The sequence below is a fragment of the Thalassospira sp. NFXS8 genome (assembly GCF_040148805.1).
Classification (GTDB): Bacteria; Pseudomonadota; Alphaproteobacteria; order Rhodospirillales; family Thalassospiraceae; genus Thalassospira.
On the sequence record NZ_JAGEMF010000004.1, the window covers coordinates 189504 to 215610 of the forward strand.

The 26107-nt window shown below is 51.8% G+C and carries 21 protein-coding genes and 1 riboswitch; of the genes, 7 read left to right on the forward strand and 14 right to left on the reverse strand.

Features of this window, described 5'->3' with window-relative positions:
* Nucleotides 1-9: 9 nt before the first annotated feature.
* The 5 genes from J4E05_RS19795 to J4E05_RS19815 all read right to left on the reverse strand — a co-directional run bounded on the left by J4E05_RS19795 (nucleotide 10) and on the right by J4E05_RS19815 (nucleotide 7808).
* Nucleotides 10-1251 carry a peptidylprolyl isomerase gene (locus J4E05_RS19795; protein ID WP_349599247.1) on the reverse strand — a complete coding sequence of 414 codons (1242 nt, stop codon included), beginning with the start codon at nucleotides 1249-1251 and terminating at the stop codon, nucleotides 10-12.
* Nucleotides 1252-1296: 45 nt separating this feature from the next.
* The gene (locus J4E05_RS19800) at nucleotides 1297-3531 is read right to left on the reverse strand and encodes an LPS-assembly protein LptD (RefSeq protein ID WP_349599250.1); all 2235 of its coding nucleotides are present in this window, start codon (nucleotides 3529-3531) and stop codon (nucleotides 1297-1299) included.
* 4 nt (nucleotides 3532-3535) lie between these two features.
* Nucleotides 3536-4639, reverse strand: a complete 1104-nt coding sequence (gene lptG / locus J4E05_RS19805; RefSeq protein WP_349599253.1) for an LPS export ABC transporter permease LptG — start codon at nucleotides 4637-4639, stop codon at nucleotides 3536-3538.
* Complete coding sequence (gene lptF, locus J4E05_RS19810) at nucleotides 4636-5775, reverse strand: LPS export ABC transporter permease LptF (protein WP_349599256.1); 1140 nt, start codon at nucleotides 5773-5775, stop codon at nucleotides 4636-4638. Before lptF ends, lptG begins: the two co-directional genes overlap by 4 nt.
* 218 nt (nucleotides 5776-5993) lie before the next feature.
* Complete coding sequence (locus J4E05_RS19815; RefSeq protein ID WP_349599259.1) at nucleotides 5994-7808, reverse strand: acyl-CoA dehydrogenase; 1815 nt, start codon at nucleotides 7806-7808, stop codon at nucleotides 5994-5996.
* Nucleotides 7809-8130: 322 nt separating this feature from the next.
* Between J4E05_RS19815 and J4E05_RS19820 the strand changes: the two genes are divergently transcribed.
* Nucleotides 8131-9687 (forward strand): S41 family peptidase, encoded by a 1557-nt coding sequence (locus J4E05_RS19820; RefSeq protein ID WP_246832862.1) that lies wholly within the window; start codon nucleotides 8131-8133, stop codon nucleotides 9685-9687.
* A gap of 117 nt (nucleotides 9688-9804) precedes the next feature.
* Here the strand turns inward: J4E05_RS19820 and J4E05_RS19825 are convergent, their stop codons facing one another.
* The 3 genes from J4E05_RS19825 to J4E05_RS19835 form a co-directional block, all read right to left on the reverse strand.
* Complete coding sequence (locus J4E05_RS19825) at nucleotides 9805-10674, reverse strand: NAD(P)-dependent oxidoreductase (protein WP_349599262.1); 870 nt, start codon at nucleotides 10672-10674, stop codon at nucleotides 9805-9807.
* Between the two features lie 224 nt (nucleotides 10675-10898).
* The gene (ppk2, locus tag J4E05_RS19830) at nucleotides 10899-12065 is read right to left on the reverse strand and encodes a polyphosphate kinase 2 (protein WP_246832861.1); all 1167 of its coding nucleotides are present in this window, start codon (nucleotides 12063-12065) and stop codon (nucleotides 10899-10901) included.
* A gap of 138 nt (nucleotides 12066-12203) precedes the next feature.
* Complete coding sequence (locus tag J4E05_RS19835) at nucleotides 12204-12557, reverse strand: DUF1127 domain-containing protein (protein WP_349599266.1); 354 nt, start codon at nucleotides 12555-12557, stop codon at nucleotides 12204-12206.
* 132 nt (nucleotides 12558-12689) lie between these two features.
* On the opposite strand from J4E05_RS19835, the gene J4E05_RS19840 reads away from it, so the two are divergent.
* Nucleotides 12690-13667 carry a transcriptional regulator GcvA gene (locus tag J4E05_RS19840; RefSeq protein ID WP_349599269.1) on the forward strand — a complete coding sequence of 326 codons (978 nt, stop codon included), beginning with the start codon at nucleotides 12690-12692 and terminating at the stop codon, nucleotides 13665-13667.
* Nucleotides 13668-13703: 36 nt separating this feature from the next.
* On the opposite strand, the gene J4E05_RS19845 is transcribed toward J4E05_RS19840, so the two are convergent.
* Nucleotides 13704-14120 carry a DUF1489 family protein gene (locus J4E05_RS19845; RefSeq protein WP_085588910.1) on the reverse strand — a complete coding sequence of 139 codons (417 nt, stop codon included), beginning with the start codon at nucleotides 14118-14120 and terminating at the stop codon, nucleotides 13704-13706.
* 206 nt (nucleotides 14121-14326) lie between these two features.
* Between J4E05_RS19845 and J4E05_RS19850 the strand changes: the two genes are divergently transcribed.
* From J4E05_RS19850 to J4E05_RS19860, 3 genes are read left to right on the forward strand one after another with little or no spacing between them, the layout of a single operon-like run.
* Nucleotides 14327-14620 (forward strand): DUF2849 domain-containing protein, encoded by a 294-nt coding sequence (locus J4E05_RS19850; RefSeq protein WP_349599273.1) that lies wholly within the window; start codon nucleotides 14327-14329, stop codon nucleotides 14618-14620.
* 12 nt (nucleotides 14621-14632) lie between these two features.
* Complete coding sequence (locus J4E05_RS19855; protein ID WP_349599276.1) at nucleotides 14633-16288, forward strand: nitrite/sulfite reductase; 1656 nt, start codon at nucleotides 14633-14635, stop codon at nucleotides 16286-16288.
* Nucleotides 16275-16802, forward strand: coding sequence for a DUF934 domain-containing protein (locus tag J4E05_RS19860; protein ID WP_349599279.1), 528 nt, complete (start codon nucleotides 16275-16277; stop codon nucleotides 16800-16802). Before J4E05_RS19855 ends, J4E05_RS19860 begins: the two co-directional genes overlap by 14 nt.
* A 145-nt stretch (nucleotides 16803-16947) precedes the next feature.
* Here the strand turns inward: J4E05_RS19860 and J4E05_RS19865 are convergent, their stop codons facing one another.
* Nucleotides 16948-17739 carry a CbtA family protein gene (locus J4E05_RS19865; RefSeq protein ID WP_349599281.1) on the reverse strand — a complete coding sequence of 264 codons (792 nt, stop codon included), beginning with the start codon at nucleotides 17737-17739 and terminating at the stop codon, nucleotides 16948-16950.
* Nucleotides 17740-17766: 27 nt separating this feature from the next.
* The gene (locus J4E05_RS19870) at nucleotides 17767-17940 is read right to left on the reverse strand and encodes a CbtB domain-containing protein (protein ID WP_085584033.1); all 174 of its coding nucleotides are present in this window, start codon (nucleotides 17938-17940) and stop codon (nucleotides 17767-17769) included.
* Nucleotides 17941-17993: 53 nt separating this feature from the next.
* Nucleotides 17994-18216, reverse strand: a riboswitch (cobalamin riboswitch).
* A 233-nt stretch (nucleotides 18217-18449) separates the two neighbouring features.
* Between J4E05_RS19870 and J4E05_RS19875 the strand changes: the two genes are divergently transcribed.
* Nucleotides 18450-20126, forward strand: coding sequence for a methyl-accepting chemotaxis protein (locus J4E05_RS19875; RefSeq protein WP_349599284.1), 1677 nt, complete (start codon nucleotides 18450-18452; stop codon nucleotides 20124-20126).
* A gap of 249 nt (nucleotides 20127-20375) precedes the next feature.
* Here J4E05_RS19875 and J4E05_RS19880 read toward each other — a convergent pair whose 3' ends face one another.
* Complete coding sequence (locus J4E05_RS19880) at nucleotides 20376-20810, reverse strand: helix-turn-helix domain-containing protein (RefSeq protein WP_349599287.1); 435 nt, start codon at nucleotides 20808-20810, stop codon at nucleotides 20376-20378.
* Between the two features lie 586 nt (nucleotides 20811-21396).
* Here J4E05_RS19880 and J4E05_RS19885 point away from each other — a divergent pair.
* Nucleotides 21397-23064 carry a methyl-accepting chemotaxis protein gene (locus tag J4E05_RS19885; protein WP_349599290.1) on the forward strand — a complete coding sequence of 556 codons (1668 nt, stop codon included), beginning with the start codon at nucleotides 21397-21399 and terminating at the stop codon, nucleotides 23062-23064.
* Nucleotides 23065-23178: 114 nt separating this feature from the next.
* Here the strand turns inward: J4E05_RS19885 and J4E05_RS19890 are convergent, their stop codons facing one another.
* Nucleotides 23179-24102 (reverse strand): hydroxymethylglutaryl-CoA lyase, encoded by a 924-nt coding sequence (locus J4E05_RS19890; protein WP_349599293.1) that lies wholly within the window; start codon nucleotides 24100-24102, stop codon nucleotides 23179-23181.
* A gap of 2 nt (nucleotides 24103-24104) precedes the next feature.
* On the reverse strand, nucleotides 24105-26105 hold the full coding sequence (locus J4E05_RS19895; protein WP_349599296.1) for an acetyl/propionyl/methylcrotonyl-CoA carboxylase subunit alpha: 2001 nt from the start codon (nucleotides 26103-26105) through the stop codon (nucleotides 24105-24107).
* Nucleotides 26106-26107: the final 2 nt, after the last annotated feature.

Sequence of the window (26107 nt, forward strand, 5' to 3'; positions counted from 1 at the left end):
CGCGATTGATCAGATACGAATATCGATAAAGGCTTCGCGGCGCAGTTCGCGCAATTTGCGACGGGCGGTAATTTCCAACCGGTCCATTGTCAGGCGGTTCCGAATGGTTTCACGGTCAGGAAGGGTGCTTTGTACGGTTTGACCGCACAACATGACGACCAGTGCGCCGCCATCAACCTTGATGACATTGGTTGTCTGGCCTTCCTGTATCTGGCTAACTGCGTTCGCAACGGTGGGCGACAGTTCTTGCGGTGACACACCTTTGGTGCGTCCGCTCAGGTCCGATCCCAGGTCAACCGCGATGTTGGCCATATCCTGACAGCTTTTTGCCGTTGCCCGCGCATTTTGCAAAATACTAACTTTGGTTTTGATTTCGTCCTGACCGGCGTTTTCGGCAATCGGAATATAAAGCTGGTACAAGTCCAGCTTTACATCGCGTTCGGCATTGGCATCACCCTGCGCACGATCCAGCAATTTCAAAATATAGAACCCGCGAATGGTTCGGATGGGGGAACTGATTTGCCCCGGAGACATGTTGCTAAGGGCATCCTCCAGGGGTTTATCCATTTCGCCTGACGACATCCAGCCAAGGTCGCCGCCATTGGCAGCACTGGCATTGGCGGAAAACTGGCGAGCGAGCCCTTCGAAACTTGCACCATTACGCAGGGCCCCAACAATTTTGCGGGCATCGTCAAGAACCTTGTTTTCTTCCTGGGGATTATCGATGGGAAGAAAAATTTCCTGGGCCTTGGTGCGGGGCTTGTCCTGGTTGCGCTTGATGCGTTCGAGAACATCGTCAATTTCGCTTTCGGAAATTTCGATATCACGACGCATGGAGCCAAGGATTTTTTGCCATGCAATTTGCGGGCGAAGCTGGTCCTGAAGGGTTTCAATCGGAATGTGACTTTGTTGCAAATACCGTTCAAGGCCACCTGGTGGCATACCGGAATTTTGCTCAACGGCGGCGGTGGCCCGCGCCATGTCATTATCAGACACGGTAAAGCCACGACGTTTGGCTTCCTGCATTTGCAGGGTTTCGTCAATTAGCTGCCGCAGAATTTGCGGGATCATTTCACGGCGCCGGTCATCCGTTAACTGGATGTTGGATGTGGCAGCCACAAGATTAAGGCGGTCAATCACGTCAACAACAGAAATTGGCTGGTCGTTAACGACCGCAGCAAGACCAATGGTTGTTGATTGGGCGCGGGCAGTGCCGCTCGACAAGGTCAACAGAACAATGCCAACAAGCATGACGCAAAGCCGAAACGGTCTGGAAATGTAAGGTCTCATATTCTGTTAAAGTCCTGCTTGCGAGGCAAATTCGCCCAATGTCTTAAAGACGAGACGGAAGATGATTTCGTCGGATTGTCCAAGATCCTGATCCTGGTAAAATGTCCGGCGGACACGTCCGTCAAAGAGAAAGCACTCGTCTTCGTACTCAAAGCCGATGCCGTATTCAAGGGGGTCGGCATCCTGATCCATGTCGAAACGCCCATAAGCATTGCCTGACCAATGGTCGTCAAAGCGATGCTGTGCGTTGAAATACAGCTCTTCACGGTCGTTAAATTCGTCGGATCCGGCATTTTCAGATAACTGCAAATAACTAAGGTCAAGGCGAAGAATGCGTTCTTCACCCACCCCGGCAGCCAACTGATTGCGGCGCGGTGAAAAGTCATTATTGTCGAGCCGAAAGCGATAGGTCAGGTCTACATACTGGTTCGGCGCGACCGTGATGCGACCGACATAGTCTGAAAGATGTTTATCAAGGCCGGAACCTTCCGCAAAGGTACCATTATCAGCCAGACGATAGCTTTGACCGAACAGGGCATTGGTATAGCCACCATTTGCGCCATACACCCCCCATTCCAGCCCATAACTTGCACGTAGCCCGTCTTCGGTTTTATCCAGTCCACCATAACGGTCATGGGAAAACAGATTAATGTCGTCAAATTCAAACGACTGGGAATCTTCGTTGGGAATTTCGTCCGGGTTGCCACCATTGGGTGACCATGCAACCATTGCAATCGGTTTGATGACCTGATGGTAGCCACCTTCGTCGCGGACAAAGGGCATGTTCCAGTCAATCGCGGCGAGGGGAACTGTCCGCCCGGCATAGCCGGTGTAATCGGATTGGCCGTCGCGGGTGACGTTGTTTACCATGTAGCTGTCACCCCGCATGGACAGGGTTAATTTGGTAACATCGCCATACGTGCCAATATGTGGAAGTTCCCAGCCAACTTTGCCCGACAGACGATTGGAATCGGCCCCGGTTCGCCGTGACAGGGACAGGGCATCCAGATCAAAAGTGGTATAGGAACCGTTGGGGTTGGTATCACCACGACCATGATACTGGGCATGAGGCAAGACAAGCGGGCTGGTGGCACGGTTGTCTTCTTCTTTTAAGCCCTGGAAATAATATCCGTCGATACGTCCATAGTTCTGACCTGAAAAACGTTCGCCAAACAAATTCGAGGTTAGAACCGACGGTGAACCAAAGCCGTAGCGTGACATATATGTTTTGCTTGATGCCTGTTCGGCATCAAAACCCCAACGCCAGTTATTGTCGATATCAAAACGACCCCTGGCATCAATATGCCCTTGCCAGCCATCGTCACCGCCTTCGGTGATACTGTCGAGAATGTCCAGATTGCCGGTATCGAACTTGCGGCGATACTGAGATGCAAGCACGGGGCCCTTATCTGTTGTGATAATGGGACGCAACGTCAGATCACTCGACTTATCAATCGCCCAGTAATATGGAAGTTCAAAACGGCTGCCGACATAACTGGTGCTGCCAAATGTGGGGGCCAATATACCGGATCGGCGTTTAACAGTCGGGTCAGGATGGCTGAAATAGGGGCTGTATAAAATAGGTATGCCTTCAAATTCGAGACGGGCATCCTGATATTCGATATTCTGCCCCTGTTGGTCATGAATGACACGGGCAGCGCGAATACGCCATAAAGGCGGCTTTTCGGGATCATCAGCACAGACATTGCACGGCGAATAAACGGCTTTTGCCAGTTCGGTGAAATTGCCTTCACTACGGCGCGCACCTACACCAGCCAAACGGGTATGGTCATCGATCAGGATATAAATATCCTTGATGATGCCTTCCTTGAAATCGCCGGTCAGTTCAACATAATTGGCAAACATAACCTCGCCGGTTGGTTCAAGCAGTTTGACATTCCCACTGGCTGAAACCACATCATTGGTCATGTCATAGCTGACCGTGTCGGCCATTAAAACCCGGTTGTCGCGCGAGATTTCAACATTGCCGCGCGCCGTAACCGTTTTTAAATCGTCGCTGTAATCAACCTCGTCGGCCGAAAAAAGCAACTGGCTTTCTTTTTCTGCCGCCGCATCTGTTTTGTCACCCGTGCTACTATCCCGGGTGCTGGTTTTTACGGTTGGCTTCGCTGCGTCTGTGCCCTGAGCGTATGTGATAACAGGCGTGGTCATTGTAATAATGCCCCCGATCATGCCCCATACAGCCAGTGCTTTCAGACTTCCCCCTGACAAGTCCGCCATCTAGTTAGCCATCCTCCAGATGTAACAATGTTGATATTCCCAGCAATGCAGAAATACCAGCTGGTGCCCAAGCTGCCAGGGCCGGAGGCAAGCCACCCGAAACACCCAGTGCAGAAGCAACGTCGGTAAAGAAATACAACAGAAATCCCGTGGTAACACCACCACCGATAACAAGAGAGACCCTGCGCCGTCGAGAAAATTTAAGACAAAATGCTGCCGCGATCAAAACCATGGCGCATAATAAAAGCGGTCGGGATAGCAGGCTGTTGAAGTGGATGCGATGCCGTTTGGCATTGAAACCGGCGCGTTCAAGCAAATTGATGAACGGCTTTAGGTCCCAGAACGACATGGTATCGGGCGAGGCAAAACTGTCCTGGATTTTACGCGCGGTCAGATTGGTCGGCAGTTCCATGTCTTTGGTAAACGTGCTTTTTTGTCCCGGCACAAAGCTCCAGGCATCATAGAAATGCCACAAGCCGGGTTCCAGAACGGCCCGGGCTGCATCAATGCGTGATGTGAAATCATCCAGATTTTCAAACCGGAAGACAGTTACGTCGCGTAAATCGATGCGCTCTTCTTCCTGGGACTGAACCGTCCGGGCAAAAATAACAGCCTGGCCTTTTTGTGTGCCCTGGCGTAGCCACAACCCGCTAGATGACAGGTTCATCACACTCGTCACACCCTTGAGATAGCGGGCATCAAGTTTTTCGTATTTTTGCAACAGAATGGATGAAAGCGGGTTCAGAGCGGTCATCTGGATGGTGCCGAGCAAGAAGGCACACATAAGGGGCGGGAGCAAAAACTGCCATGCCGAAACCCCGGCGGCCCGGGTTACAACCAGTTCCTGATTGCCGGTCAGTTTCCAAAATGAATACATCGACCCGAAGAGCACGCCAAACGGCAAAACCTTTTCGGTCATGAATGGAATGCGGGCCGTGGCCATTTGCAAAATGATGCTCATGGTGGCATCGGGGCGACTGCTGGCACGGCGCAAAAGTTCGATCACATCGCCAATAAAAATCAAACCGACCAGCAAAACCAGAATGGCAAGAATGGAAAACAGCACATGGCGACCGAAATACCACGTTAAAATGGGAGAGACCCTCATGCGCGGGATCCTTCTTCGTGGTCTTCCGGTCCTTTGTTATCTTTGCGTGCCAATGTAATTTTAGGCCCCCTGAAGGTCCAGTACAGGCCGCCGACAATAGGTAGCAGCACGTTTATATACATCAACACAATGAAGGCCGGGTTCTTAGCGGCAATGTTCTTGAGCGCAATCGACATGGCTTCGCAGCCAACCATCATGGCAATGGCAATGAGCAAGCGCGAATGTTGCGTGCGGCGGGAAAAACTCCCCGATACCAGAACAGCAAGTGCCAGTGATGCAAAGCCCAGGGCGTAAAGCGGGGAAATAAGCCGTTCATGCCCTTCAGCGCGGTATTTTCTGATGTCCTGGGGCTGGATGTCGGGCGGGTCGGCGGTCAGCAAGTTGCCAACACTGCGCTCGCGTGCCTCAAGATATCGCAGAGACGGATCATCAACATCTTCGGCAATATCAACGGCATAACGGTCAAAATACAGGATGGACATCGTGCCGTCCGTGGTGTTGACTTCCTGACGGTTGCCATCCAGCAGCACGATGCGCGGGCCTTTATCGGTGCGAACCAGCGCACCATTTTTGGCCATCATGGTGCTTTGCGCGTTGGGATTACGGGCATCATGAACAAGAATGCCCATCAATTCGTTATCCTGCCCGACTTCGCGCACATAAATCGTTAACCCGTCAATATCGGTAAAGCTACCTTCCTGCAACAGCACCGAGGAATAGTCATTTCGGATGGTATATTGCAGTTCCTTGAATTGACGATAACTGTAGGGAAGATAATAGAGCGTTAAAAAATAACCTACTGCTGCCACGCCAATCGCCAGAAAAATAGCAGGTTTTGCCAGCGCCCACTGGCTAAGCCCGGCCGAACGCATGACGATCAGCTCACGATCCTGAATAAGTTTGTTGTAGGTAAAAACCACAACAAAAAACAGGGCGATCGGTAAAATGATCGTCAGGAAGCTGGGCAGCAAAAGCGAGGTTAAATGCAAAAAGACCGAAATCGACAGACCCCGGTTTACAATCATTTCAACAAAACGCAGGCTTTGCGACAGCCAGATGACACAGAGCAAACCCAGTGTCACAAAAACCATCATGATAAGCTGCTGTTTGAGCATATATCGGGTTAAGCGATTCATCGGGCGGATTATAGAGAAGCCGATAAAAACAGAAACAGGAAATTGGCTGAAAATTTCCGTATTTTTTTGGTTTTACGCAATTGAAGGCTTGCTTGCCGGTTTCGGGCGGTTTTGCCGGGCGTTACAATGTGATTTTGAGGGCAAAGTTATTGTTCCCTGCCACGAAGATGCCATGATCCGGGGATCGGGCAATTTCGTGGCGGGGGATTGTTTGGGTGCTAGTTGGCAAAGCTGATTTCAGGATCGAGCATGCTGGCGCGAAAGACTGTGGTAAATGCGGGATCAAGGCAGTTCTCAACCTGGGCGGCCAGCATCGCGCATTCGGGCATGATCTGGGTCAGGTAAAAACCGGTTGATGCCGTTTTTTGTGTCAGAAAGGCAGATGAGAAACCTTGTGGTTGGCTCAGGGCCGTTGCGTGCGATTTGCACATTAACCAGCCGCCACAAATAGTGGCAAAAAGCCGCAAATAGGGGCTGGCAACGGCCTGAGCCATGTCGGGTGCATTTGCACATTGGTTCAGAATGTTTCCGGTGCAGGCTTCAAGTTGTTTAAGCGCTTGTTGAAACCCTGAAAGGACAAATGCCATATCCGGCGTTGCGGCAGCAATATTTTCGCAGTCATTTTTTATGTCGTTAATCAGTTGCGTGGCGGTTTGGCCCTGGTCACGCAGGAGTTTCCTGCCAATCAGGTCGAGTGCTTGAATGCCGTTGGTGCCTTCATAAATTGGCGCGATCCGGGCGTCGCGTAAATGTTGGGCCGCGCCGGTTTCCTCAATAAAACCCATGCCGCCGTGGACCTGAATGCCAAGCGATGCGTTTTCAACACCGAGGTCGGTGGACCAGGCCTTAACCATCGGAATTAGCAGATCGGCACGATTCTGGGCATTTTTCTGGTGTTCAGGGTCCGAGTGATGATGGGCGATGTCCATCTGGCTTGCTGTATACAGGGCCAGTATTCGTGCGGCTTCGGTACTGGCACGCATCCGTAGAAGCATTCTTGAAATATCAGGATGATGAAGGATAGGGCAGGGGGCTCCGGTGTTGGTATCACGTCCCTGAATTCGGGTTCGGGCGTAATCAAGTGCTTGTTGATAGGCGCGCTCGCCAATGGCAATGCCCTGTTGCCCGACGGCAAGGCGCGCATTGTTCATCATGGTGAACATGGCAGCAAGGCCCTTGCCTTCTGCGCCTACCATTTGGCCAATCGCGCCGTCGGTGTCACCAAAAGACAATACCGCTGTCGGGCTGGCATGAATCCCCAGTTTGTGTTCAAGCGAGACGGTATGGATATCGTTACGCGCGCCAATAGCCCCCTGATCGTCGGTTAGAAATTTGGGCACAATGAACAGGGAAATGCCGCGCACACCTTCGGGTGCGTCGGGGGTGCGCGCCAGAACCAGATGAACGATATTTTCCGTCAGGTCGTGGTCGCCATATGTGATGAATATTTTTTGTCCATGAATGCGCCAGTTACCGTCATCATCACGAACAGCACGGGTTCGCACCTGGGCAAGGTCGGACCCTGCCTGGGGTTCGGTCAGGTTCATGGTGCCAGTCCATTCCCCTGATATAAGGCGGGTAAGATATAAGTCCTTTTGGCCCCCGGCCCCATGGGTGGTGAGCAGTTCAATCGCACCAGCGGTTAACATCGGGCACAGGGCGAACGCCATATTCGCGGAATGCCAGAATTCGGCAACGCTGGCCCCCACCACCAAAGGCAGTCCCATGCCGCCATGCTCGGGGCTTGCTGCAATACCTTGCCAGCCGCCTTCCTGAAACAGGCGATAGGCATCTTTCCAGCCATCGGCCGTTTTTACCGTGCCATCGGCCAAAATTTGTGCGCCCTGTAAATCGCCAACACGATTAAGCGGAGCCAGGTGACTGGCGGCAAGTTTGCCTGCCTCGTCAAGAATGGCATCAATTATATCGGCTGTGGCCTCGGCAAAGGCGGGCAAGGCCGAAATTTCTTCAAGACCGATAACATGATGAAGAATGAAACGGATATCGTCTATTGGCGGCGAATAGTCAGTCATGAAAAATGACGTCTCCTGAAAATGTGAGCCGCCCGCTCGGATGTGCTGTGGTCTTTTGTGCCCCAGCATCAATTGTTATTTACAGCATAATAAAGCCCGAACAGGATTTCGAGTCCATATTGTAGTTTGGTGCGCCTGCACGATGAAAAGTACCAGCCTGATACTGTGTCCGTGCAATTAAGTGCCTATATAAGGCCATCGATATATTGCCATGCCGCAATTAGGATATATTTGTCTTTAAAATATCAGGTTCCGGGTCGCGTTTATGCGATGAAGGATATAATGTCTGATTAAGTTTGAATTTAAGTACAAGGAGCAGGCGGTGCTGCGAAAGGGAATTTTACCAATCGTTTTCGGGATTATCATTGCATTTGCCGGAACGCGATTGGTGGCCTGTGCCGGTCCGGTTTGGGCCAATCAGGATGAGCAACGCTTCCTTGATGCCTATCGTGACTATGTTGACGAGAACGCAACAGAAGATCAACTGGATCGGGCAGATAGCCTGTTTATCGAAACGGTACAGGTGTTGCGGGAAACATATGTTTTTGATGTCGATACGGCCAAATTTGTTGATGACGCGATAGCATCTCTGCCCAAACTGGAAACCAAGGACCACTCGCCTGATAATATCGTCGGTGAAGCCCTTGATCAAAGCCTGCATGACCTTGACCCGCATAGCGCCTATATGTCGGAAGATATGTTCAAGCGTTTGCAGGAAAGCACGGAAGGCAGCTTTGCCGGTGTTGGCATTGTGATTGCCCAGGATGAAGACAAACAGATCCGCATTGTTTCGCCAATTGATGATACGCCTGCCGCACGTGCAGGATTGCAGCCAAATGATCGCATTACCCGGATTGACGACCATGACATGAAAGGCCAACCGATTGCCGAGGCCGTTCGGCTTATGCGGGGCCGGGTTGGCGAGCCGGTAAAACTGGGCATTTTGCGCAAGGAAAAGACGTTTGATGTCACGATCAGGCGTGCCAAAATCGAGGTGCCCTCTGTCACTGCATCTATTATCGATAATGACATTCCCTATGTGCGGGTGTCGCGGTTTGATGCCAATACGCTCGAGCAAACCCAGGATTATTTGCAGGAATTAAAAGATAAAGTCCGTAATCCGCGCGGCATTATTGTTGATTTGCGCCGTAATCCTGGTGGCTTGCTGGATTCTGCTGCCGACCTGGCCGACCAGTTTTTGACCAAGGGCCTGATTGTTGCGACAGAAGGCCGTGGTGAGCGCAAAATGCGCACCTACGAAGCGGACCGCAGCAGTTATTTTGACGGTACGCCGATGGTGATTTTGCTCGACCGCGGTTCGGCATCCGGTGCGGAACTGATGGCGGCTGCCCTGCGTGAAAACGGGCGGGGTATAATTATTGGCGAACGGTCGTTTGGGAAAGGGTCGATGCAGCGGATTATGCCGCTTTCGGGGGGCGGTGGTGTTAAAATCACCACCGGATATTATACCACCCCGGAAGATCACATTGTGCAAGGCAATGGCGTGGTGCCCGATATTGAAGTGCAGTTAAAAGACGCTGAAGAATTTGACCGCGAAATTGACCTTGCCCATGCCCTGCCGCCCCGTCGTCGGGACCCGCGTAAAACAATTACCACGGTGCAGGCCGATAAATGTGCCGCCAATATCGAAATCGAACGGTTGGGTAATGCCGGTTTTCACCCGGAAGACCAGGCCCCGAACCCGCAAACCGACGAAATCGAACCACAAGATGGCGATAAAACGACAGATAACGCCGAAGCAGACAAGGCCGAAACGCCGCATGACGAGGTTCTTGAATGTGCCGTTGGCTATTTCAATAATGGCATGTTGGCCCAGTATCGTGCCCAGGTGGAACCCCTGTTACGCGCTGGCCTGTAAAAGATTTGCCGGAAAGAAATCGGTAATGTCATGAAAAATGGCGGCATTTTCGGATGCCGCCATTTTTGTGGTCAGATTGCATTTAACGGGTGAGGCTGCCGGGGAGACCGGCCGTGATCAGGGTTTTGCCAGAAGGTCGATCAGGCTGGAGGTATCCCAGCGGTTGCCGCCACGCCCCTGGACCTGGGCGTAAAACTGGTCGACAAGGGCCGTGACGGGCAAACGGGCACCATTGCGACCTGCTTCATCCAGGCAAATTCCCAGATCCTTACGCATCCAGTCTACAGCGAAACCAAAATCAAATTTGCCATCCACCATCGTCTGGCCGCGATTTTCCATTTGCCAGCTTCCGGCGGCCCCTTTGGAAATCACATCAATTACCTTGGTCATATCAAGGCCGGCCTTGTTGCCAAAATTCATAGCTTCGGACAAGCCCTGCACCAGGCCGGCAATACAGATCTGATTGACCATTTTAGTCAATTGTCCGCTGCCGGTTTCGCCCATTAGTTTACAGGACCGGGCAAAGGCATCAATGACGGGGGCGGCCTTGTCAAACGCAGTCTGGTCGCCGCCGCACATTACGGTCAAAACACCGTTTTCGGCACCGGCCTGTCCACCGGAAACAGGCGCGTCGATCATTGATACATCCTGCCGGGCCGCCAGTTGGTAAAGTTCGCGCGCAACATTGGCCGATGCCGTGGTGTGATCCACCAATATCGTTCCGGCAGACATACCTGCCAGTGCGCCATCGGGACCGGTAATAACGCTGCGCAAATCATCGTCATTGCCAACGCAACAAAATACAAATTCTGCATCTTTCGCAGCATTGGCCGGGGTTGCGGCAAACGTGCCACCAAATTCTGCAGCCCATTTTTCGGCCTTGGCGGTGGTGCGGTTATAGACCGTTACGCTGTGGCCCGATTTCTGAAGATGCCCGGCCATTGGGTATCCCATAACACCCAAGCCGATAAATGCACATTTGGCCATGATACAGCCTCCCGTTTTAAGGTTTTTCCTGTGCCTTATAAAGGCCGGGGGGCGGTGCCTTGTCAATCGGTGGCTGTTTGTACCCGCTGTTTGGTTGACAGAGATAAGCAAGTTTCCGGCAGCAAAGCGTCAACTCAACAGGGGCCAGGATATTATGTATAGAAATGGTTCGCCGGGTCAGGGGCAAATTGACACAACCCCTGACCGTCAAAAAATTATATTGTTCAGTCGTCGATGCCCAGTTCCTGGTCAACATTGCGAACAATGCGCGGATCATAGTGCAAAATGTCGGGCAGTTTTCCCTGATAATCGAATTGGGACAGGAAATAGCGAATGGCATTAATGCGGGCGCGCTTTTTATCGTCCGATTTAATGATTACCCATGGGCAGGCCTGGGTTGATGTGGCGTAAAACATTTCTTCCTTGGCCTGGGTATATTCATCCCACAGGTTTTGCGACGCCAGATCAACCGGGCTGAGTTTCCATTGTTTTAGCGGGTCTTCCTGGCGCTGGGCAAAACGGCGTGCCTGTTCATCCTTGCTGACCGAAAAATAGAATTTGGTCATCGAGGTGTGCGAGCGCAGCAACATGCGCTCCAGTTCGGGAACGGACTGCAAAAATTCGCTAACTTCAAAGCGGGTGCAAAAGCCCATTACCCGTTCGACCATCGCCCGGTTATACCACGACCGGTCAAACAGCACGATTTCACCGCCTGAAGGTAAATGTTGCATATATCGCTGAAAATACCATTGCGTCACTTCGCGATCATTGGGTTTGTCCAGCGCAACAACACGGGCACCACGCGGGTTCAGATGTTCGGTAAAGCGTTTGATGGTGCCACCTTTTCCGGCGGCGTCGCGGCCTTCAAAAATGATCAGGGCCTTGACCTTTTCACTTTTGACCCAGTTTTGAAATTTCAGAAGCTCTATATGTAGCGGCGCGATCAGTTCCAGATATTGTTTGGTTTTGATTTTTTCCAAAGGTTCATCCGGAGAAGCTGGCAGGTCAGGGGGCACACTCACGTTTTTATGAACAATATGTACCGCACGCTTTTCCACCGTAGAGACTTCTTTTTCATGTTTCTTGGTGTCTTTACGGGCCATTTCTACGTCATTCTTTCTTTGGTTTTCGGCATCCCGGGCGGATTTGGTCTTTGGCTTTTGGGCATGATGGTGATCGGGTTTGCCATCATCAAGCTGTTCCATGGTCAGGCTTTCGGCATCCAGCAACATGTGATCGCGGGTTTCGCTATCAAGGTCGCGTAAATCCGGGTTCAGGTTCGCATGGCTACGGCTATGCTGTGTTTTGTGAAGCGCGCGTTCCAGCTGGGGGGCGCCATGGTCTTTGGCCTTTGGCGTTTTTTCCGGCGTAGGCTTTTGCTTTTTCGCCATGTTCAATCCTTTTCCCGGGGCACAGGACAGGCGGGCAAGAAGGTAGTGTTGCCCGCCTGATGTGAATGTCTTGTTGCAGGATAGTGAATGTCTTGTTGCAGGATACGTATTGTTTCCACGTAACCGCAAGGAGACAGATCAATTCTTCAAATCAATGTGCCAATGATATGATTTTTCATATTCATTGTTGATATCCGATCGATGCAAACCGATATCGGCCAACTGATAATCGGTCATATATTCGGGCTGCAGCGGTTGTCGTTTATCGGGCCACTTTTGTGCAAGATACAGTGACAGGCGGTGGAAAAAGCGGTTCACACTGTCAAGAAAATCAACGTTATTATGATTCCCCTGGGTGGTTCTGTCGTTGGGTTCGGCTGTATGGTCGGTAGCATGGCTAATGAGTGATCTTCGCATCATGGCGAAAACCTCCTGTTCCTTTGGTCGCCAATTGTTGGCGCTGAAATTGGTGTGATTTAATTTTTCGACCAAAAAACAGCAGGTGACAAATCATACATTCTCAGCCTAAGTATTAGTTTGGCTAATGATAAATTTTAGATGTCTAGTGAACGTGGCGGTGTTTGGACATGTTCATGCCTGTTTTGTTAAAGTGAGAGCCCGACCATGAGATTGCCCCCGTTGCAGGCCCTGCGTGCGTTTGATGCCGCCGCCCGGCATTTAAACTTTACCCGCGCCGCCGAGGAGCTTTTTGTGACCCAGGGGGCGGTCAGCCAGCAAATTCGCCAGTTGGAAGAATATTTGGGATTTCGGCTGTTTTTTCGCTTGCCGCGCCGCTTGCAGTTAACTGATGAAGGGGAGCGGCTGGCACGTGCCACCAGCGAAGGTTTTACCCGCATTGCTGGCGAAATTGAAAGCCTTCTGGCAGTGGAAGAAGCCGGGGTGGTGACGGTAAGTGTGCTGCAATCCTTTGCTGTGAAATGGCTGATCCCGCGTCTGGGGCATTTTCGCACGGAACATCCCGATATTGATGTGCGTATTCACGCCGATGACCGGTTGGTTGATTTTCGCACTGAAGGGATTGATTTGGCCGTGCGCTTTGGCCGGGGGCATTATCCCAATCTGCATACAGAACGTTTAATGCGCGACGAGGTTTTCCCCGTTTGCAGTCCCGATTATCTGGCCAATAGCCCGATATTGCATGTACCGCAAGATATTGCAGGGCACCAGTTGCTGCATGATGCAACCTCGGATCCGAGCCTGCCGCGTGCTGCCGACTGGCAGTTTTGGCTGGATGGGGTTGGGGTGACCGGCATTGATTTACGTCGCGGGTTGCGGTTTAACAGCGGCGATATGGTGATTCAGGCTGCCTTGATGGGGCAGGGGATTGGGGTTGCACGCACATCTTTGGCAGCACAGGATTTGAAGGCGGGGTTGCTGGTGCGGCCATTTCCACAAAAAGTGGTATCAAGTTATGCCTATTATGTGACCTGCCCGGAAGAAAACCTGAACCGTCCTCGTGTGATGGCGTTTATTCGTTGGCTTAAAAAGGAAGTTGAAGCCACCCTGAAAGATATTGAGGAAAACCAGCCGGGCTTGTCGGCCGGACAAAAGCTGGTCCCCGGAGTGATTTCGCAGGATTAGCTTTTATCAGGCCCGCCGCACCATAGCGTTTCCGTGTCAAATCAGGCCCAGATCGCGCAATTCCATTGCCATATCTTCGGGCAGGGCGTCTGTATTGCCACCGGCTTTGGCATCGGGCGGGGTTTTATCTTCGGCCAGATAACGCCAGCCCTGAAAAGCCCGATGCGGATAGGCCGCGGTTTCGATCAGGTTGTCGTCCAGAACAATGCGGCAATGTTTAATGCCGGCTTCATCGGTAAATTCTTCAAGATCAATGACGCGTTGACGGCACCGGATGGCCCCTTTGATAACCCAATAAATGGACCCTCCGTCTAGAACATCGTCGCGGCGCTTGGGCGTCATGCGGGTGGTATGATAAATGCGCCCATAGGTTTGGCGCATATATTCCTGCCATTGGCGCAGGGTTTCCGGGCTTTCAGTGCCAACACTTAGCTTGATAAGGTTCTGGGGCATGGTTCGATCTGCTGTTATTTGCAGCTGTTGACCTAGCGGAGGGCGCGGTGATCGTCAAGTTTCTCGAAAAATAACAAATAATAAATGTTATTTAAGGTATTTAACAAAAAAACTTGACCAATAACGCCCGATCAGCCAAATTCCACATAACAAAAGCCCGGTTCAATGCGGGCACCCATGAGAGATTTACTGTCTGAGAGAACCCAATGTCCTTGCAAGTTGTTACGGCAAACCGGCTTGATGATGGCCTGGCGGTCTTTATGACCGCTGATGACGGATGGAGCACCGACCTCCGTGATGCTGTTTGCGCAGAAAATGCCCCGCAAGCGGAAGCCTTGATGGCGCGCGCCGATACCGAAAAGCAGCAAGTAACGGTTGTTGGCCCGTATCTGATTGATGTTGCGCAGGAAGATGGTGTGTTGGTGCCCACCAAATACCGTGAAGTGTTGCGCACATTAGGGCCAAGTGTTCGGACCGATCTTGGTTATCAGGCGGGATAAGGAGGGTACATTATGTATCGTTATGACGATTTTGACCGCCAGCTTCTTGCGGAACGCACTGCGCAGTTTCGCGACCAGGTTGCCCGGCGTATTTCAGGCGAACTGACCGAAGATCAGTTCAAACCCTTGCGCCTGATGAATGGTGTTTATTTGCAGTTGCATGCCTATATGCTGCGTGTTGCCGTGCCTTATGGCACCATGAACGGCGAACAGATGCGCAAGCTGGGCTATATTGCGCGCACCTATGACAAGGGTTATGGCCATTTCACCACCCGGCAGAATATCCAGTATAACTGGCCAAAACTAAACGAAATTCCCGATGCGCTGGCCGATCTGGCAACGGTTGAAATGCATGCCATTCAAACGTCGGGTAACTGCATTCGTAACACAACGACCGATCAATATGCCGGTGCCGCCGCCGACGAGATTGAAGATCCGCGCCCTTATTGCGAACTGATCCGTCAATGGTCGACTTTCCACCCGGAATTTACCTATTTGCCGCGCAAGTTTAAAATTGCGGTTACCGGCTCGCCAAATGATCGTGCTGCGGTGCGCGTGCATGACATTGGCCTGCGGATGCACAAAAACGATGCTGGTGAAACCGGGTTTGAAGTAATCGTGGGCGGCGGATTGGGACGGACGCCATTTGTTGGTAAAACCGTTCGCGATTTTATCGGCAAGAACGATTTGTTTTCGTATCTGGAAGCCATTTTGCGGGTTTATAATCGTTTTGGCCGCCGCGATAACAAATACAAGGCACGTATCAAAATTTTGGTTCATGAAGTTGGCGTTGATGAAATTCGCCGTCTTGTTGAAGAAGAATGGTCAAAAATCAGGGACGGTTCCTTGCGTGTAAGCGATGACGAAATTGCGCAATATATTGCCCAGTTCGCACCGCCCGCGTTTGAGGAATTGCAAGAGAACGATCCTGAATTTGAACGCCGCAAACAGGCCCACCCCGATTTTGCTGCCTGGGTGCGGTCCAATGTGATTGCGCACAAACAGCCCGGTTACGCCATTGCCAATATTTCGCTTAAACCGATTGGCGGTATTCCCGGTGATGCCACGGCCGACCAGATGGAACTGGTGGGCGATCTTGCCGATCAATACAGCTTTGGCGACGTGCGTGTGACCCATGAACAAAACCTTGTTTTGCCGCACGTTAAAAAGGCCGATCTTTTTGCCCTGTGGGCCGAATTGAATAGTGCCTTATTGGCAACAGCCAATCTGGGTTTTGTCACCGATATTATTGCCTGCCCGGGGCTGGATTATTGCGCCCTGGCAACCGCACGGTCGATTCCGTTGTCGCAGCGTATTTCCGAACGGTTTGGCGACCTGGAACGTCAATATGATATTGGCGAGTTGAAAATCAAAATTTCGGGCTGCATTAATGCCTGTGGGCATCATCACGTTGGGCATATCGGTATTTTGGGTCTCGATAAACGCGGCAAGGAATTTTACCAGATCACACTGGGTGGCGATGCCAGCCAGGATGCCTCTATTGGCAAGATTGCCGGTGCCGGTTTTTCCGAGGCCGAAGTTGTTGATGCGATTGAAGCGCTAATTACCCGTTACATTGACATTCGCACGGTTGGCGAACGTTTCATCGATACCTATCGCCGTGTTGGCATGGACCCGTTCAAGGAGGTGCTTTATGGCGATCGTTAAAAATGACAGCGTGATCGAAAATGAATGGGTCACGCTGGATGATGAAAGTTCCATTCCCGAAAGTGGCACCAATGTTCTGGTTAGTCTGGGCCGCTTTAAGGCCGAACGTGACAGCCTGATTGCGCGCAATGGCGGACTGGGTGTGTTGCTGGTACCCGGTGACGCACCGGAAGATCTGGCCGAGGATATTGATCGTTTTTCGCTGATTGCAGTTAAATTCCCGGCCTATACTGATGGGCGCGGATATTCCTATGGCCGCGTTTTGCGTGAGCGTTATGGCTATGCCGGAGAAATGCGGGCCGTTGGTGATGTGCTGCGCGATCAGATTTTGTATATGCATCGTTGTGGTTTTGATGCCTATGAACTGTCTGACGACGTTGAAACTGCCCTTGAAAAAGTGCGTGCAGCCCTGCGGGATATGACGGTTTATTACCAGCCGACCGGTGATGGTCGCGCGACGGCAGGGTCCTTGCGTGATCGTCGTCGGGCTGTTCTTGACGATGCGACGTCGTAAGATATTCGATATAAACTGCCGACTGAACCTTGAATGGGCACCTTTTGGTGTCCATTTTTTTATATACCCCCAAATAAAAATGCACCCTTCAAGGATGCATTTTTTCGTGGATTTGGATGGGCAATGCGTGGTCGTCTCCCCGATATTATGTCTGCGATAAAGGCCTGCGGGCCAGAAACGCGCCGGACAAACCGCCCAAAACCAGCCAGAAAGCCGCGCTGGTTATAATTGACGCTATGGCAAATTCGGCGGCGAGTTCAGCGGGCAGGGCGCCGCCAAGGGCTTCCTTGACATGTGGTGCCCCATATATATGGGGGGTGATAATGGCGACCAGGCCAATCAGTTTGTAAACCCAGCCTTTACCAAAGGCGATCAGGGCCAATCCTGCTGCACCGCCAATGGCAGCACTTAACCACCATATCTGACGTGCTTCAAGCGGGGCCGCCACCGAACCGGGCAATTCGGGCGGAAGACCCAGTGCTGGAAAAAGTGAAAAAGCCATAAAACCGCCCATTCCCCACATCATGCCCTGGCGAATGGTGATGTCTTTACCGCGCAATACAATACCGGCACATAACAACAGGGCATAACCGACACCAATTACGATATTGGCGAGCAAAGTATAGGAAACCCGTTCAAACCCGTCTTGTGGTGCCCAGGCATTTTCATCGTGATGATGCTCGCTCGCCATTGTTGCGGCGTGATCATGGTCGGTATTGGCTGTGATGCCAGCATGGTCATGAGTATGATCATGACCTGCGATGGATATATCATGGGGGGCAGATGCCGGTTCCGGTGTTGCTGCGCCGGCGTCCATTTCCTCGTAGGTTTCAGCCTCAAGGATAAGAGGGGTGACTTTTAAATGCTGGGCAGCGGAAATAAACACGCCACCAAGCACGCCCGCGAAAATCGCAGCGAACAGGATACGTTGGATCATGTCAAAGACCTTTTGGGAAGGTGTGCCTTAGTGGCAGGGAAACGCAAAAGCATGGCGCCCGTCGTGGGCGGCATTATGCAAGGTATTGGCACTGGCAAAACCGGCCCCATACAACAAAACCCCGCCCAGTACCATTGCCACGGCGGCAGCGGCAATACGCTGGCTTATTCCCAAAGATACTGTTTTGGTTGCTGTCGTCATTTTCAGAAAACTCCCTCCGAGTTTTTGTATGTCCCGAATGGCTAAACAATTTCACGCCATCGTCCGTGCGGGCAGGTTTCCTGGCTCGTGCGTCGTCGCTGAAAACAGCCTTCCCGATCCTGTTTGTCCGGATCAGTGACCATTCCCGTTTCCAACTCGTCACTCACAGTTGCGGGGGCAGCCCGGGCGCAAAGAACGCAATTAAAAGTTGTGAATTGCGTCTTCTCCCGTGTTCCCTTGGCCAAACCGGCCAAACCCGACACAGGAGTCGACTATGCCAAACTATCGCTTCAGGGGAAAGTTAAAACCGGGGCTGATGGTGCTTGCTCAAAAGAACAGTTCCCAAAGTGTGGATTTATTTGGCAAATAAAAAATAACCCATACTTATGGATGATGAAAATTCTATTGTGTGACCTAAATCACTGTTGTTCAAGGCAAAATCAGGGACAGTTCTATACAATGATATAGATTCAGGCGGCATTTGCGGCCTGTGTTTTGCCGGGGGCGATATGCTTAAAAATATCAATATTCCAACAAAAATATTTGGCGGGTTCGGCATTATCATAGCACTTCTGCTGGTGATTGCCGTTGTTTCGGGGGTTTCGTTGCGGGCAGCGGATGATAATTTTAAAAGTTATCGCCACCTGGCATTGCAGACCAACCTTGCGGGGCGGGTGCAGGCCAATCTTTTGGAAGCACGTTTGGGGGTGAAGGATTTTCTTCTGACCAAATCGGAAAATTCCGGAAATACAGCAAAAACGCGTGCTTCAAAGACGCTGGAATTAAATCAGCAACTTGCGGCTTCAAATAGGAATGAAGACGTCCGCGCTATGCTTCTGACCGTTGATGAGGAACTTAAAACCTACATTAGTACATTTGACGAAGTTATTGTGCTGAGCCGAGAGGATGACCCGGTATCACTAACACGTCGGGATGATTTGGTGCGTAATACACTTGATGTCATTGGGCCGAAGGTTGCTGCGGCAATGGAACAATTGAAACTCAAGTTGAAAGCCGAGCAGGACGAACTTGGCCCGCGCGCAAGCAATGCGACCGAAATGGCTGTTATAACGTCGGTTGTGGTTTCGGCGGTTGCGCTGATTTTGGGGATAGGGGCCGCGATTGTCGTTGGACGGGGAATTTCCTCTCCGATTCTGGCAATTACCGACGCCATGCGAACATTGGCCGAAGGCGATAAATCGGTGGAAATTCCCGGTCAGGATCACAAGGACGAGATCGGCAATATGGCCGATGCGGTACTGATTTTTAAGGAAAACATGATCAAGGCGGCGGAGCTTGCCGAAAATGAACAGCAAGCCCAGAAACGCCGGCAGCGACGTACCGAGATGATTGATAAGCTGACAACCGATTTTGATGCCGATGTTAGCGCTGTATTGAAAACAGTTGCGTCGGCCGCGACGGAAATGCAGGCAACCGCGCAATCGATGACCGCGACTGCCGAGGAAACCAGCCGTCAGTCGACTGCCGTGGCGGCGGCATCGGATCAGGCGTCCAATAATGTGCAGACCGTCGCCAGTGCAGCCGAGGAATTAAGCGCGTCGATTAATGAAATCAGCCATCAGGTTAGCCAATCAGCCCGGATTTCAACCAAGGCGGTTAACGATGCTGAACATACAAATGCCCAGATACAGGGCCTTGCGCAGGCCGCACACAAAATTGGCGAAGTCGTTAATCTGATTAACGATATTGCCAATCAAACCAACCTTTTGGCGTTAAATGCCACGATTGAGGCCGCCCGTGCTGGCGAAGCAGGCAAAGGGTTTGCCGTTGTTGCCGCCGAGGTGAAAAACCTGGCTTCGGCAACGGCGCGCGCCACAGATGAAATCACCAGCCAGATTACCGGCATTCAAAATGAAACCCGTGATGCTGTGACGGCTATTCAATCGATTGGGGGCACAATTGCCCAAATCAATGAAATAGCGTCAAATATTGCCAGCGCGGTTGAGCAACAAGGGGCAGCGACACAGGAAATTACCCGAAATGTTCAACAGGCATCGTCGGGGACCAGCGAAGTTTCACAGAATATTTCCGGTGTCACCGAGGCTGCATCCTCGACCGGTGCTGCTGCGGAACAGGTACTGGCGGCGTCTGGCGAGCTTTCAGAACAATCGGAAGTCTTGCGCAGTCGGGTTGAACAGTTCCTGCTTGCGGTAAAAGCGGCCTGATGACAGGCGGCTAAATCAACTGTTGAAAATTTATGCCCCGCAGATCGAGCTTGCTGCGGGGCTTTCTGTGTTTGGGCGGTGACGACGTACCTTGTTTGTCAGGTACATGTTGCTTTGACATTGGGTTACTGGTGGAGAAACCGCCCTTCCCGGGAAAGCAGATAACGCATGGCTTTTCTGCCTGGCATCCTTTGCGTTGTACCAAAAGGTTTTAGGGACTGTTGTGGTCTCCATGACTTTATACCAGCTTTATAAAAGTGCGGCTTGCATAAGGAACAGAAGATTGGCGGTTTCGGGCGTGTTTCCTTTTTGCTTTTCGGTTGCCAGCATTTGATAGCCTAGCGCGATGATGCGGGCGATTTGCTCGTTGCTCCAGGCTGGGCAATTTTGTGCGCGAAATTTTTCCAATTCATTGACGGTAAGTTTTAGTAAGTCATGGTCCAGTACAGGCTGCGTATTTTGGGGGTTTGGTGTTGTCATGTCGCCTTTTCCCGTCAGCAGCCAATTGCCATCAATTCCATGTTCTACCAACATGGCCAGAGATATTGCACGTGGTTCATTTTTGTCCAGTTCATAGCGTTCCCAGGATTTTCGCGTCAGCCCTGTAAGGTCTGCTGCCTGTGATGCGCTTAATCCCAAGTATTTTCTCGCGGCCCGGATGCGGTCGCTAAGGCGACTGTTCATAGGGAATTCACCCGGCCTTCATCAAAATATGGTATATTTTTATACCATTTTTGACCAATGAGTTTCTTTTTCCGCTTGAAAAAGGGTACTTTATGTTCCATTGTTTGGGGTGTCCAAAATTTGGATGTCTTTCCGGCTATGGGGGTTCGTAAAAGAGCTAGGATTTGCAATCGGCAGAAATATTCAGGGGTTACAAAATCTCGGTTAACTGGTCTTCACGAAAATGTATGTGCTCTTCATGGTGCGAACGATCAATTCACGCCATGTCATTTAAGTGAGGGGTCGTTCATTTGATTCAAGGTTGCAGGTAGCACTTTGTTCCAGGGTGCTCGGTATTTGTACCTACTTCACCGAAGATACACATTCCAAACTTAATGATACCTCCTGATTGATCTTGAGTCACGTTCGAGAACGCGTCTTTTCCTGTGGTTTAGCTGGAAGAGTTTCTTCGTGCCTGATCATTATCCTTTTGGTTTGTCTCGTTTTTTTGCCAGTTACGCATAGCGAGCGATGGCGATGTATGGAGTTTTGTGCCTGGGGAAAAGGAGCATGCGTCATCACGTGCGTTAATCAGGGGGAGTATCAAATGATGAATTTTCTAAAAAAAATTACGGTCCGGCAAAAAGTGTTCGGCGGCTTTGGAATTGTGCTGGTTTTGTTGTTGATGGTTGCCTTTGTGGGTGTGTTTTCGCTGCGATCGGCAGATGAAAATTTCACCAGATATCGTCAAATTGCATTGCAGTCACTTCAGGCTGGTCGGGTGCAGGCCAATTTGCTCGAAGCGCGTCTCGCCGTGTTTGAATATGTGAAAAATGGTTCGCCTGAAGCTGCGGAGCATGTGCGCGAGCGGTTAAAATCGACACACGAATATAGTGTCGAGTTAGCAGGACTTTTGATCAAGCCTGCGAGGCAAGCTGTTGCAAAGGAGAGCAGTGATGCAATCAGGATGTATACCGAGAATTTTGCCAAGCTGATCGGAACATCAGATGCTGTTGATCGGGATCGGCTTTTTGCGGAAAAAATGAGTGCCACCGGATCAAAGATTGCTGCGGATATGGAGCAACTGAAGCTTGATATCAAATCCGAGCAGGATGCACTCGGTCCGCATGCCGAGAAGGCGATAGGCAATGCAGTTATCTGGGTTTCGATTATTGCGGTTGCCGCGCTGGTGGCTGGTATTTCGGCAGCATCGATTATAGGTATCGGGATTTCCAGGCCTATTTTATTTATTACAGATGCAATGAGGGTTCTTGCTGGCGGGGATAAATCGGTTGATATCCCCGGGCAGGATTATCGCGATGAAATCGGCGATATGGCGCAGGCTGTACTTGTTTTTAAGGAAAATATGATCAAGGCAGATGAAATGGCCGAACATGAAAAAGAGCAAGCCCGGTTACGACAACACCGTACCGATTTGATCGAGCGTTTGACCAGGGGGTTTGACCAGGATGTGGCGGATGTTTTGGATGGTCTGGCCTCGGCTGCAACTGAAATGCAAGTGACAGCGCAGTCAATGACAGCAACGGCCGAACAAACCAGTCGGCAGTCAACGGCGGTTGCCGCGGCAGCGGATGAAGCCTCGGTAAATGTGCAGACAGTTGCCAGTGCCACTGAAGAGCTTAGTTCGTCAATTGGTGAAATTAGCAATCAGGTTAGTCATTCGGCCAAAATTGCGTCCAAGGCAGCGGAGGATGCCCTCCTTACCAATAAACAGGTACAGGGACTGGCCGATGCGGCGCAGAAAATCGGAGACGTCGTTAACATGATTAACGATGTCGCCAATCAGACCAATCTTCTGGCACTTAATGCAACGATCGAAGCGGCACGCGCCGGAGAAGCAGGCAAGGGGTTCGCCGTTGTGGCGGCAGAGGTTAAAAATCTGGCATCCGCTACCGCGCGTGCAACGGACGAAATTACCAACCAGATCAGTGCAATCCAGAATGAAACCCGCGGTGCGGTTTCTGCCATTCAGGGGATTGGGGCAACGATTGACGAAATCAACGAAATTGCGGCGAACATTGCCAGTGCTGTTGAACAGCAAGGGGCGGCAACAGGCGAAATCACGCGCAATATCCAGCAGGCATCAGACGGCACCAGCGATGTTTCCCACAATATTTTTGGGGTAACAGAGGCAGCCGCAACAACAGGTGCTGCTGCCGAGCAGGTATTGGCGGCGTCTGGCGAGCTTTCAAAGGAATCCGAAGTCTTGCGGGGCCGGGTTGAGGAGTTCCTGCGCGCAGTAAGGTCTGCCTGATCATTACATTGCGCAGGTATGAAGACAGAGAAAACGCCGCAGCATGGCACTATGCTGCGGCGCTGTTTTATGTGATGTTTGCACATAAGAACCCATTGACGAACGTCATGAACGTTACATCCAGTGGGCAGATATCGCCAGTTGTGCCTTTGATGCCGAGGGGCGGCCCGCGCGGCTGCAAATCCAGTGGCCGGTGGCGACCAGTTTTTCCAGATCAACACCGTTTTCAATGCCAAGTCCGTTAAGCATATAAACAACATCTTCAGTGGCAACATTGCCGCTGGCCCCTTGCGCATAGGGGCATCCGCCCAGCCCGGCCACCGAACTGTCGATGGTGGCTATGCCCATTTGCAGGGCTGCCAGCAAATTAGCCAGCGCCTGACCATAGGTATCGTGGAAATGGGCGGCCAGTTTTTCAATCGGGATATTTTGTGATACGGCGGCAATCATATCTTGCACCTTTGCGGGGGTGCCCGTGCCAATAGTGTCACCGAGGCTGACTTCGTAGCAGCCCATAGTGTAAAGTTCCTGTGCCACTTCGGCGACTTTTTCCGGGGCAACATCGCCTTCATAGGGGCACCCCAGCACGCACGAAACATATCCCCGTACGGCAATATTGTTTTTGCGAGCCTTGTCGATCACCGGACGAAACCGTTTCAGGCTGTCTTTGATCGAACAATTGATGTTTTTTTGTGAGAAACTTTCCGATGCTGATCCGAAAATGGCAATTTCGGTCACGCCTGCTGCAAGGGCGGCTTCCAGTCCTTTTAGATTGGGGACCAAAACCGGATAGGTCACGCCGTCTTTGCGGTTAATCCGGGTCATCACATCATGAGCATCGCCCATTTGTGGCACCCATTTGGGGCTGACAAAGGCGGTGGCCTCGATAACGGAAAGTCCGGCGTCGCCCAATTGATGGATCAACTCGATTTTGGTGGCGGTGGAAACCATCGCCTTTTCGTTCTGCAGACCGTCACGCGGGCCGACTTCGACAATCTTTACCTGCTTGGGCAAATGTCCCAGCGTGCGTCGTGGCATGGTCAGGCCTCCTCGATTGCGATCAATTCATCACCGTCGCCCACCTGGTCGCCGACGGCAAAATACACCTCACGGACGGTTCCTGAAACGGGGGCCGAAATGGTATGTTCCATTTTCATTGCCTCCATAATCACCAGTTTGTCACCAGCTGTCACAGCATCGCCGGTTTTTGCCATCACCGCAATGATCTTGCCGGGCATCGGGGCATTAAGGTTGCCGCCACTGCTTGCATTGGCACCGGCATTTTCGGCGGGATCAAATATTTCCAGCCGGTCCATCTTGCCGGGGCGAAAAATTGTCAGGCTGTTGGCAACCCGGCGTATATCTGCCCGTTTGCGAATGCCATCCAGTGTTGCGCTGACTTTACCATCTTCATGCCGGGCTTGTTCAATGCGCACGGTGCCGCCGTCTGGCAGGTCGCAAATATAGCCAAAGTCGCGATAGTGAACCTTGACGGTCAGATCATCCTCATTGTGACGCAGAATAATATTGTGATGGTTGTCATCATTCATGCGCCAGCCATTGGTGCTGTGCCACGGCGACCACGGGTCGGTGCTGGTGTTGGCATAGAGGCGTGATTCGCAATCACGCTGGTGCAAAATTTCAAGCGCGGCAAAGCACAATGCTTCATTATCGGGTTGGGTTGCGGTCGGGATCAGGTCGGTCAGATATGTCGGGATAAACCCGGTTTCAACCTCGGCACGTTCAAAGGCAGGGTGGCGGGCGATATTTGCCAGAAAGCCGGTATTGGTGGTGACGCCCACAATTTGTACATCATCCAGTGCGCGCGACAAACGCCGCAAGGCCGATGTCCGGTCCTGATCCCAGACAATCAGTTTGGCGATCATGGGGTCGTAATGGATTGATACTACACCGCCCTGATAAACCCCGGTATCAATGCGGACATGCGGGTTGGCAGCAGGCATGTGCATATGAACCAGTGTGCCGGTAGCGGGCAGGAAATCATTATGCGGGTCTTCGGCATACAGACGGACTTCAAAGGCATGGCCGTTGATTTTTAACTGGTCCTGCGTTTTAGGCAGGGTTTGGCCATCTGCCACGCGCAATTGCCATTCCACCAAATCTTCACCCGTGATCATTTCGGTCACCGGATGTTCGACTTGCAGGCGGGTGTTCATTTCCATGAAATAAAAGTCGCCGGATGCATCAAGCAGAAATTCCACCGTGCCCGCCCCCTGATAGCCAATGACACGTGCGGCATCGACGGCGGCCTTGCCCATGCGGGTACGAAGGTCTTCGGGCATATTCGGGGCAGGGGCTTCTTCGATCACTTTTTGGTGGCGACGTTGCAACGAACAATCGCGTTCAAAAAGGTAAACGGCATTGCCATGGGCATCGGCGAAAACCTGAATTTCCACATGGCGGGGATGCAAGATGAGCTTTTCAATCAGGCAATGATCGTCGCCAAAGCTGGACCGGGCTTCGCGTTTGCAACTGATCAACGCATCGGCAAAATCGGCGGCGCTTTCAACAGCGCGCATCCCTTTGCCGCCACCCCCGGCAGAGGCCTTGATCAGCACCGGATAACCGATTTTGTCGGCTTCGGTGGCCAGCAGTGCAACATCCTGATCGGCACCATGATAGCCCGGCACCAGCGGTACACCCGCCTTTGCCATGATCTTTTTTGCTTCGGATTTTGATCCCATCGCCCGGATGGCATTGGCAGGTGGGCCAACAAAAACCGCACCGGAGGCGGCAACGGCATCGGCAAATTCAGCATTTTCGGATAAAAATCCATATCCGGGATGCACGGCATCGGCGCCGGATTTTACCACAACGTCAAGCAAGCGGTCGCTGCGCAAATAGCTATCCGCAGGGGCGGGGCCGCCAATGTGCCAGGCCTCGTCGGCCTGTTGCACATGCAGGGCATTGGCATCGGCGTCGGAATAAACGGCAATGGTGGTAAGGCCCATGCGTTTGGCGGTGGCAATGACACGGCAGGCAATTTCACCGCGATTGGCGATCAGGAGTTTACGCAGCATGT

Coding starts and splice junctions, on each gene's coding strand:
- J4E05_RS19795 (WP_349599247.1), bottom strand. CDS start 1,251: ATGCTTGTTGGCATTGTTCTGTTGACCTTGTCGAGCGGCACTGCCCGC.
- J4E05_RS19800 (WP_349599250.1), bottom strand. CDS start 3,531: ATGGCGGACTTGTCAGGGGGAAGTCTGAAAGCACTGGCTGTATGGGGC.
- lptG (WP_349599253.1), bottom strand. CDS start 4,639: ATGAGGGTCTCTCCCATTTTAACGTGGTATTTCGGTCGCCATGTGCTG.
- lptF (WP_349599256.1), bottom strand. CDS start 5,775: ATGAATCGCTTAACCCGATATATGCTCAAACAGCAGCTTATCATGATG.
- J4E05_RS19815 (WP_349599259.1), bottom strand. CDS start 7,808: ATGACTGACTATTCGCCGCCAATAGACGATATCCGTTTCATTCTTCAT.
- J4E05_RS19825 (WP_349599262.1), bottom strand. CDS start 10,674: ATGGCCAAATGTGCATTTATCGGCTTGGGTGTTATGGGATACCCAATG.
- ppk2 (WP_246832861.1), bottom strand. CDS start 12,065: ATGGCGAAAAAGCAAAAGCCTACGCCGGAAAAAACGCCAAAGGCCAAA.
- J4E05_RS19840 (WP_349599269.1), top strand. CDS start 12,690: ATGAGATTGCCCCCGTTGCAGGCCCTGCGTGCGTTTGATGCCGCCGCC.
- J4E05_RS19845 (WP_085588910.1), bottom strand. CDS start 14,120: ATGCCCCAGAACCTTATCAAGCTAAGTGTTGGCACTGAAAGCCCGGAA.
- J4E05_RS19850 (WP_349599273.1), top strand. CDS start 14,327: ATGTCCTTGCAAGTTGTTACGGCAAACCGGCTTGATGATGGCCTGGCG.
- J4E05_RS19855 (WP_349599276.1), top strand. CDS start 14,633: ATGTATCGTTATGACGATTTTGACCGCCAGCTTCTTGCGGAACGCACT.
- J4E05_RS19860 (WP_349599279.1), top strand. CDS start 16,275: ATGGCGATCGTTAAAAATGACAGCGTGATCGAAAATGAATGGGTCACG.
- J4E05_RS19865 (WP_349599281.1), bottom strand. CDS start 17,739: ATGATCCAACGTATCCTGTTCGCTGCGATTTTCGCGGGCGTGCTTGGT.
- J4E05_RS19870 (WP_085584033.1), bottom strand. CDS start 17,940: ATGACGACAGCAACCAAAACAGTATCTTTGGGAATAAGCCAGCGTATT.
- J4E05_RS19875 (WP_349599284.1), top strand. CDS start 18,450: ATGCTTAAAAATATCAATATTCCAACAAAAATATTTGGCGGGTTCGGC.
- J4E05_RS19880 (WP_349599287.1), bottom strand. CDS start 20,810: ATGAACAGTCGCCTTAGCGACCGCATCCGGGCCGCGAGAAAATACTTG.
- J4E05_RS19885 (WP_349599290.1), top strand. CDS start 21,397: ATGATGAATTTTCTAAAAAAAATTACGGTCCGGCAAAAAGTGTTCGGC.
- J4E05_RS19890 (WP_349599293.1), bottom strand. CDS start 24,102: ATGCCACGACGCACGCTGGGACATTTGCCCAAGCAGGTAAAGATTGTC.
- J4E05_RS19895 (WP_349599296.1), bottom strand. CDS start 26,105: ATGCTGCGTAAACTCCTGATCGCCAATCGCGGTGAAATTGCCTGCCGT.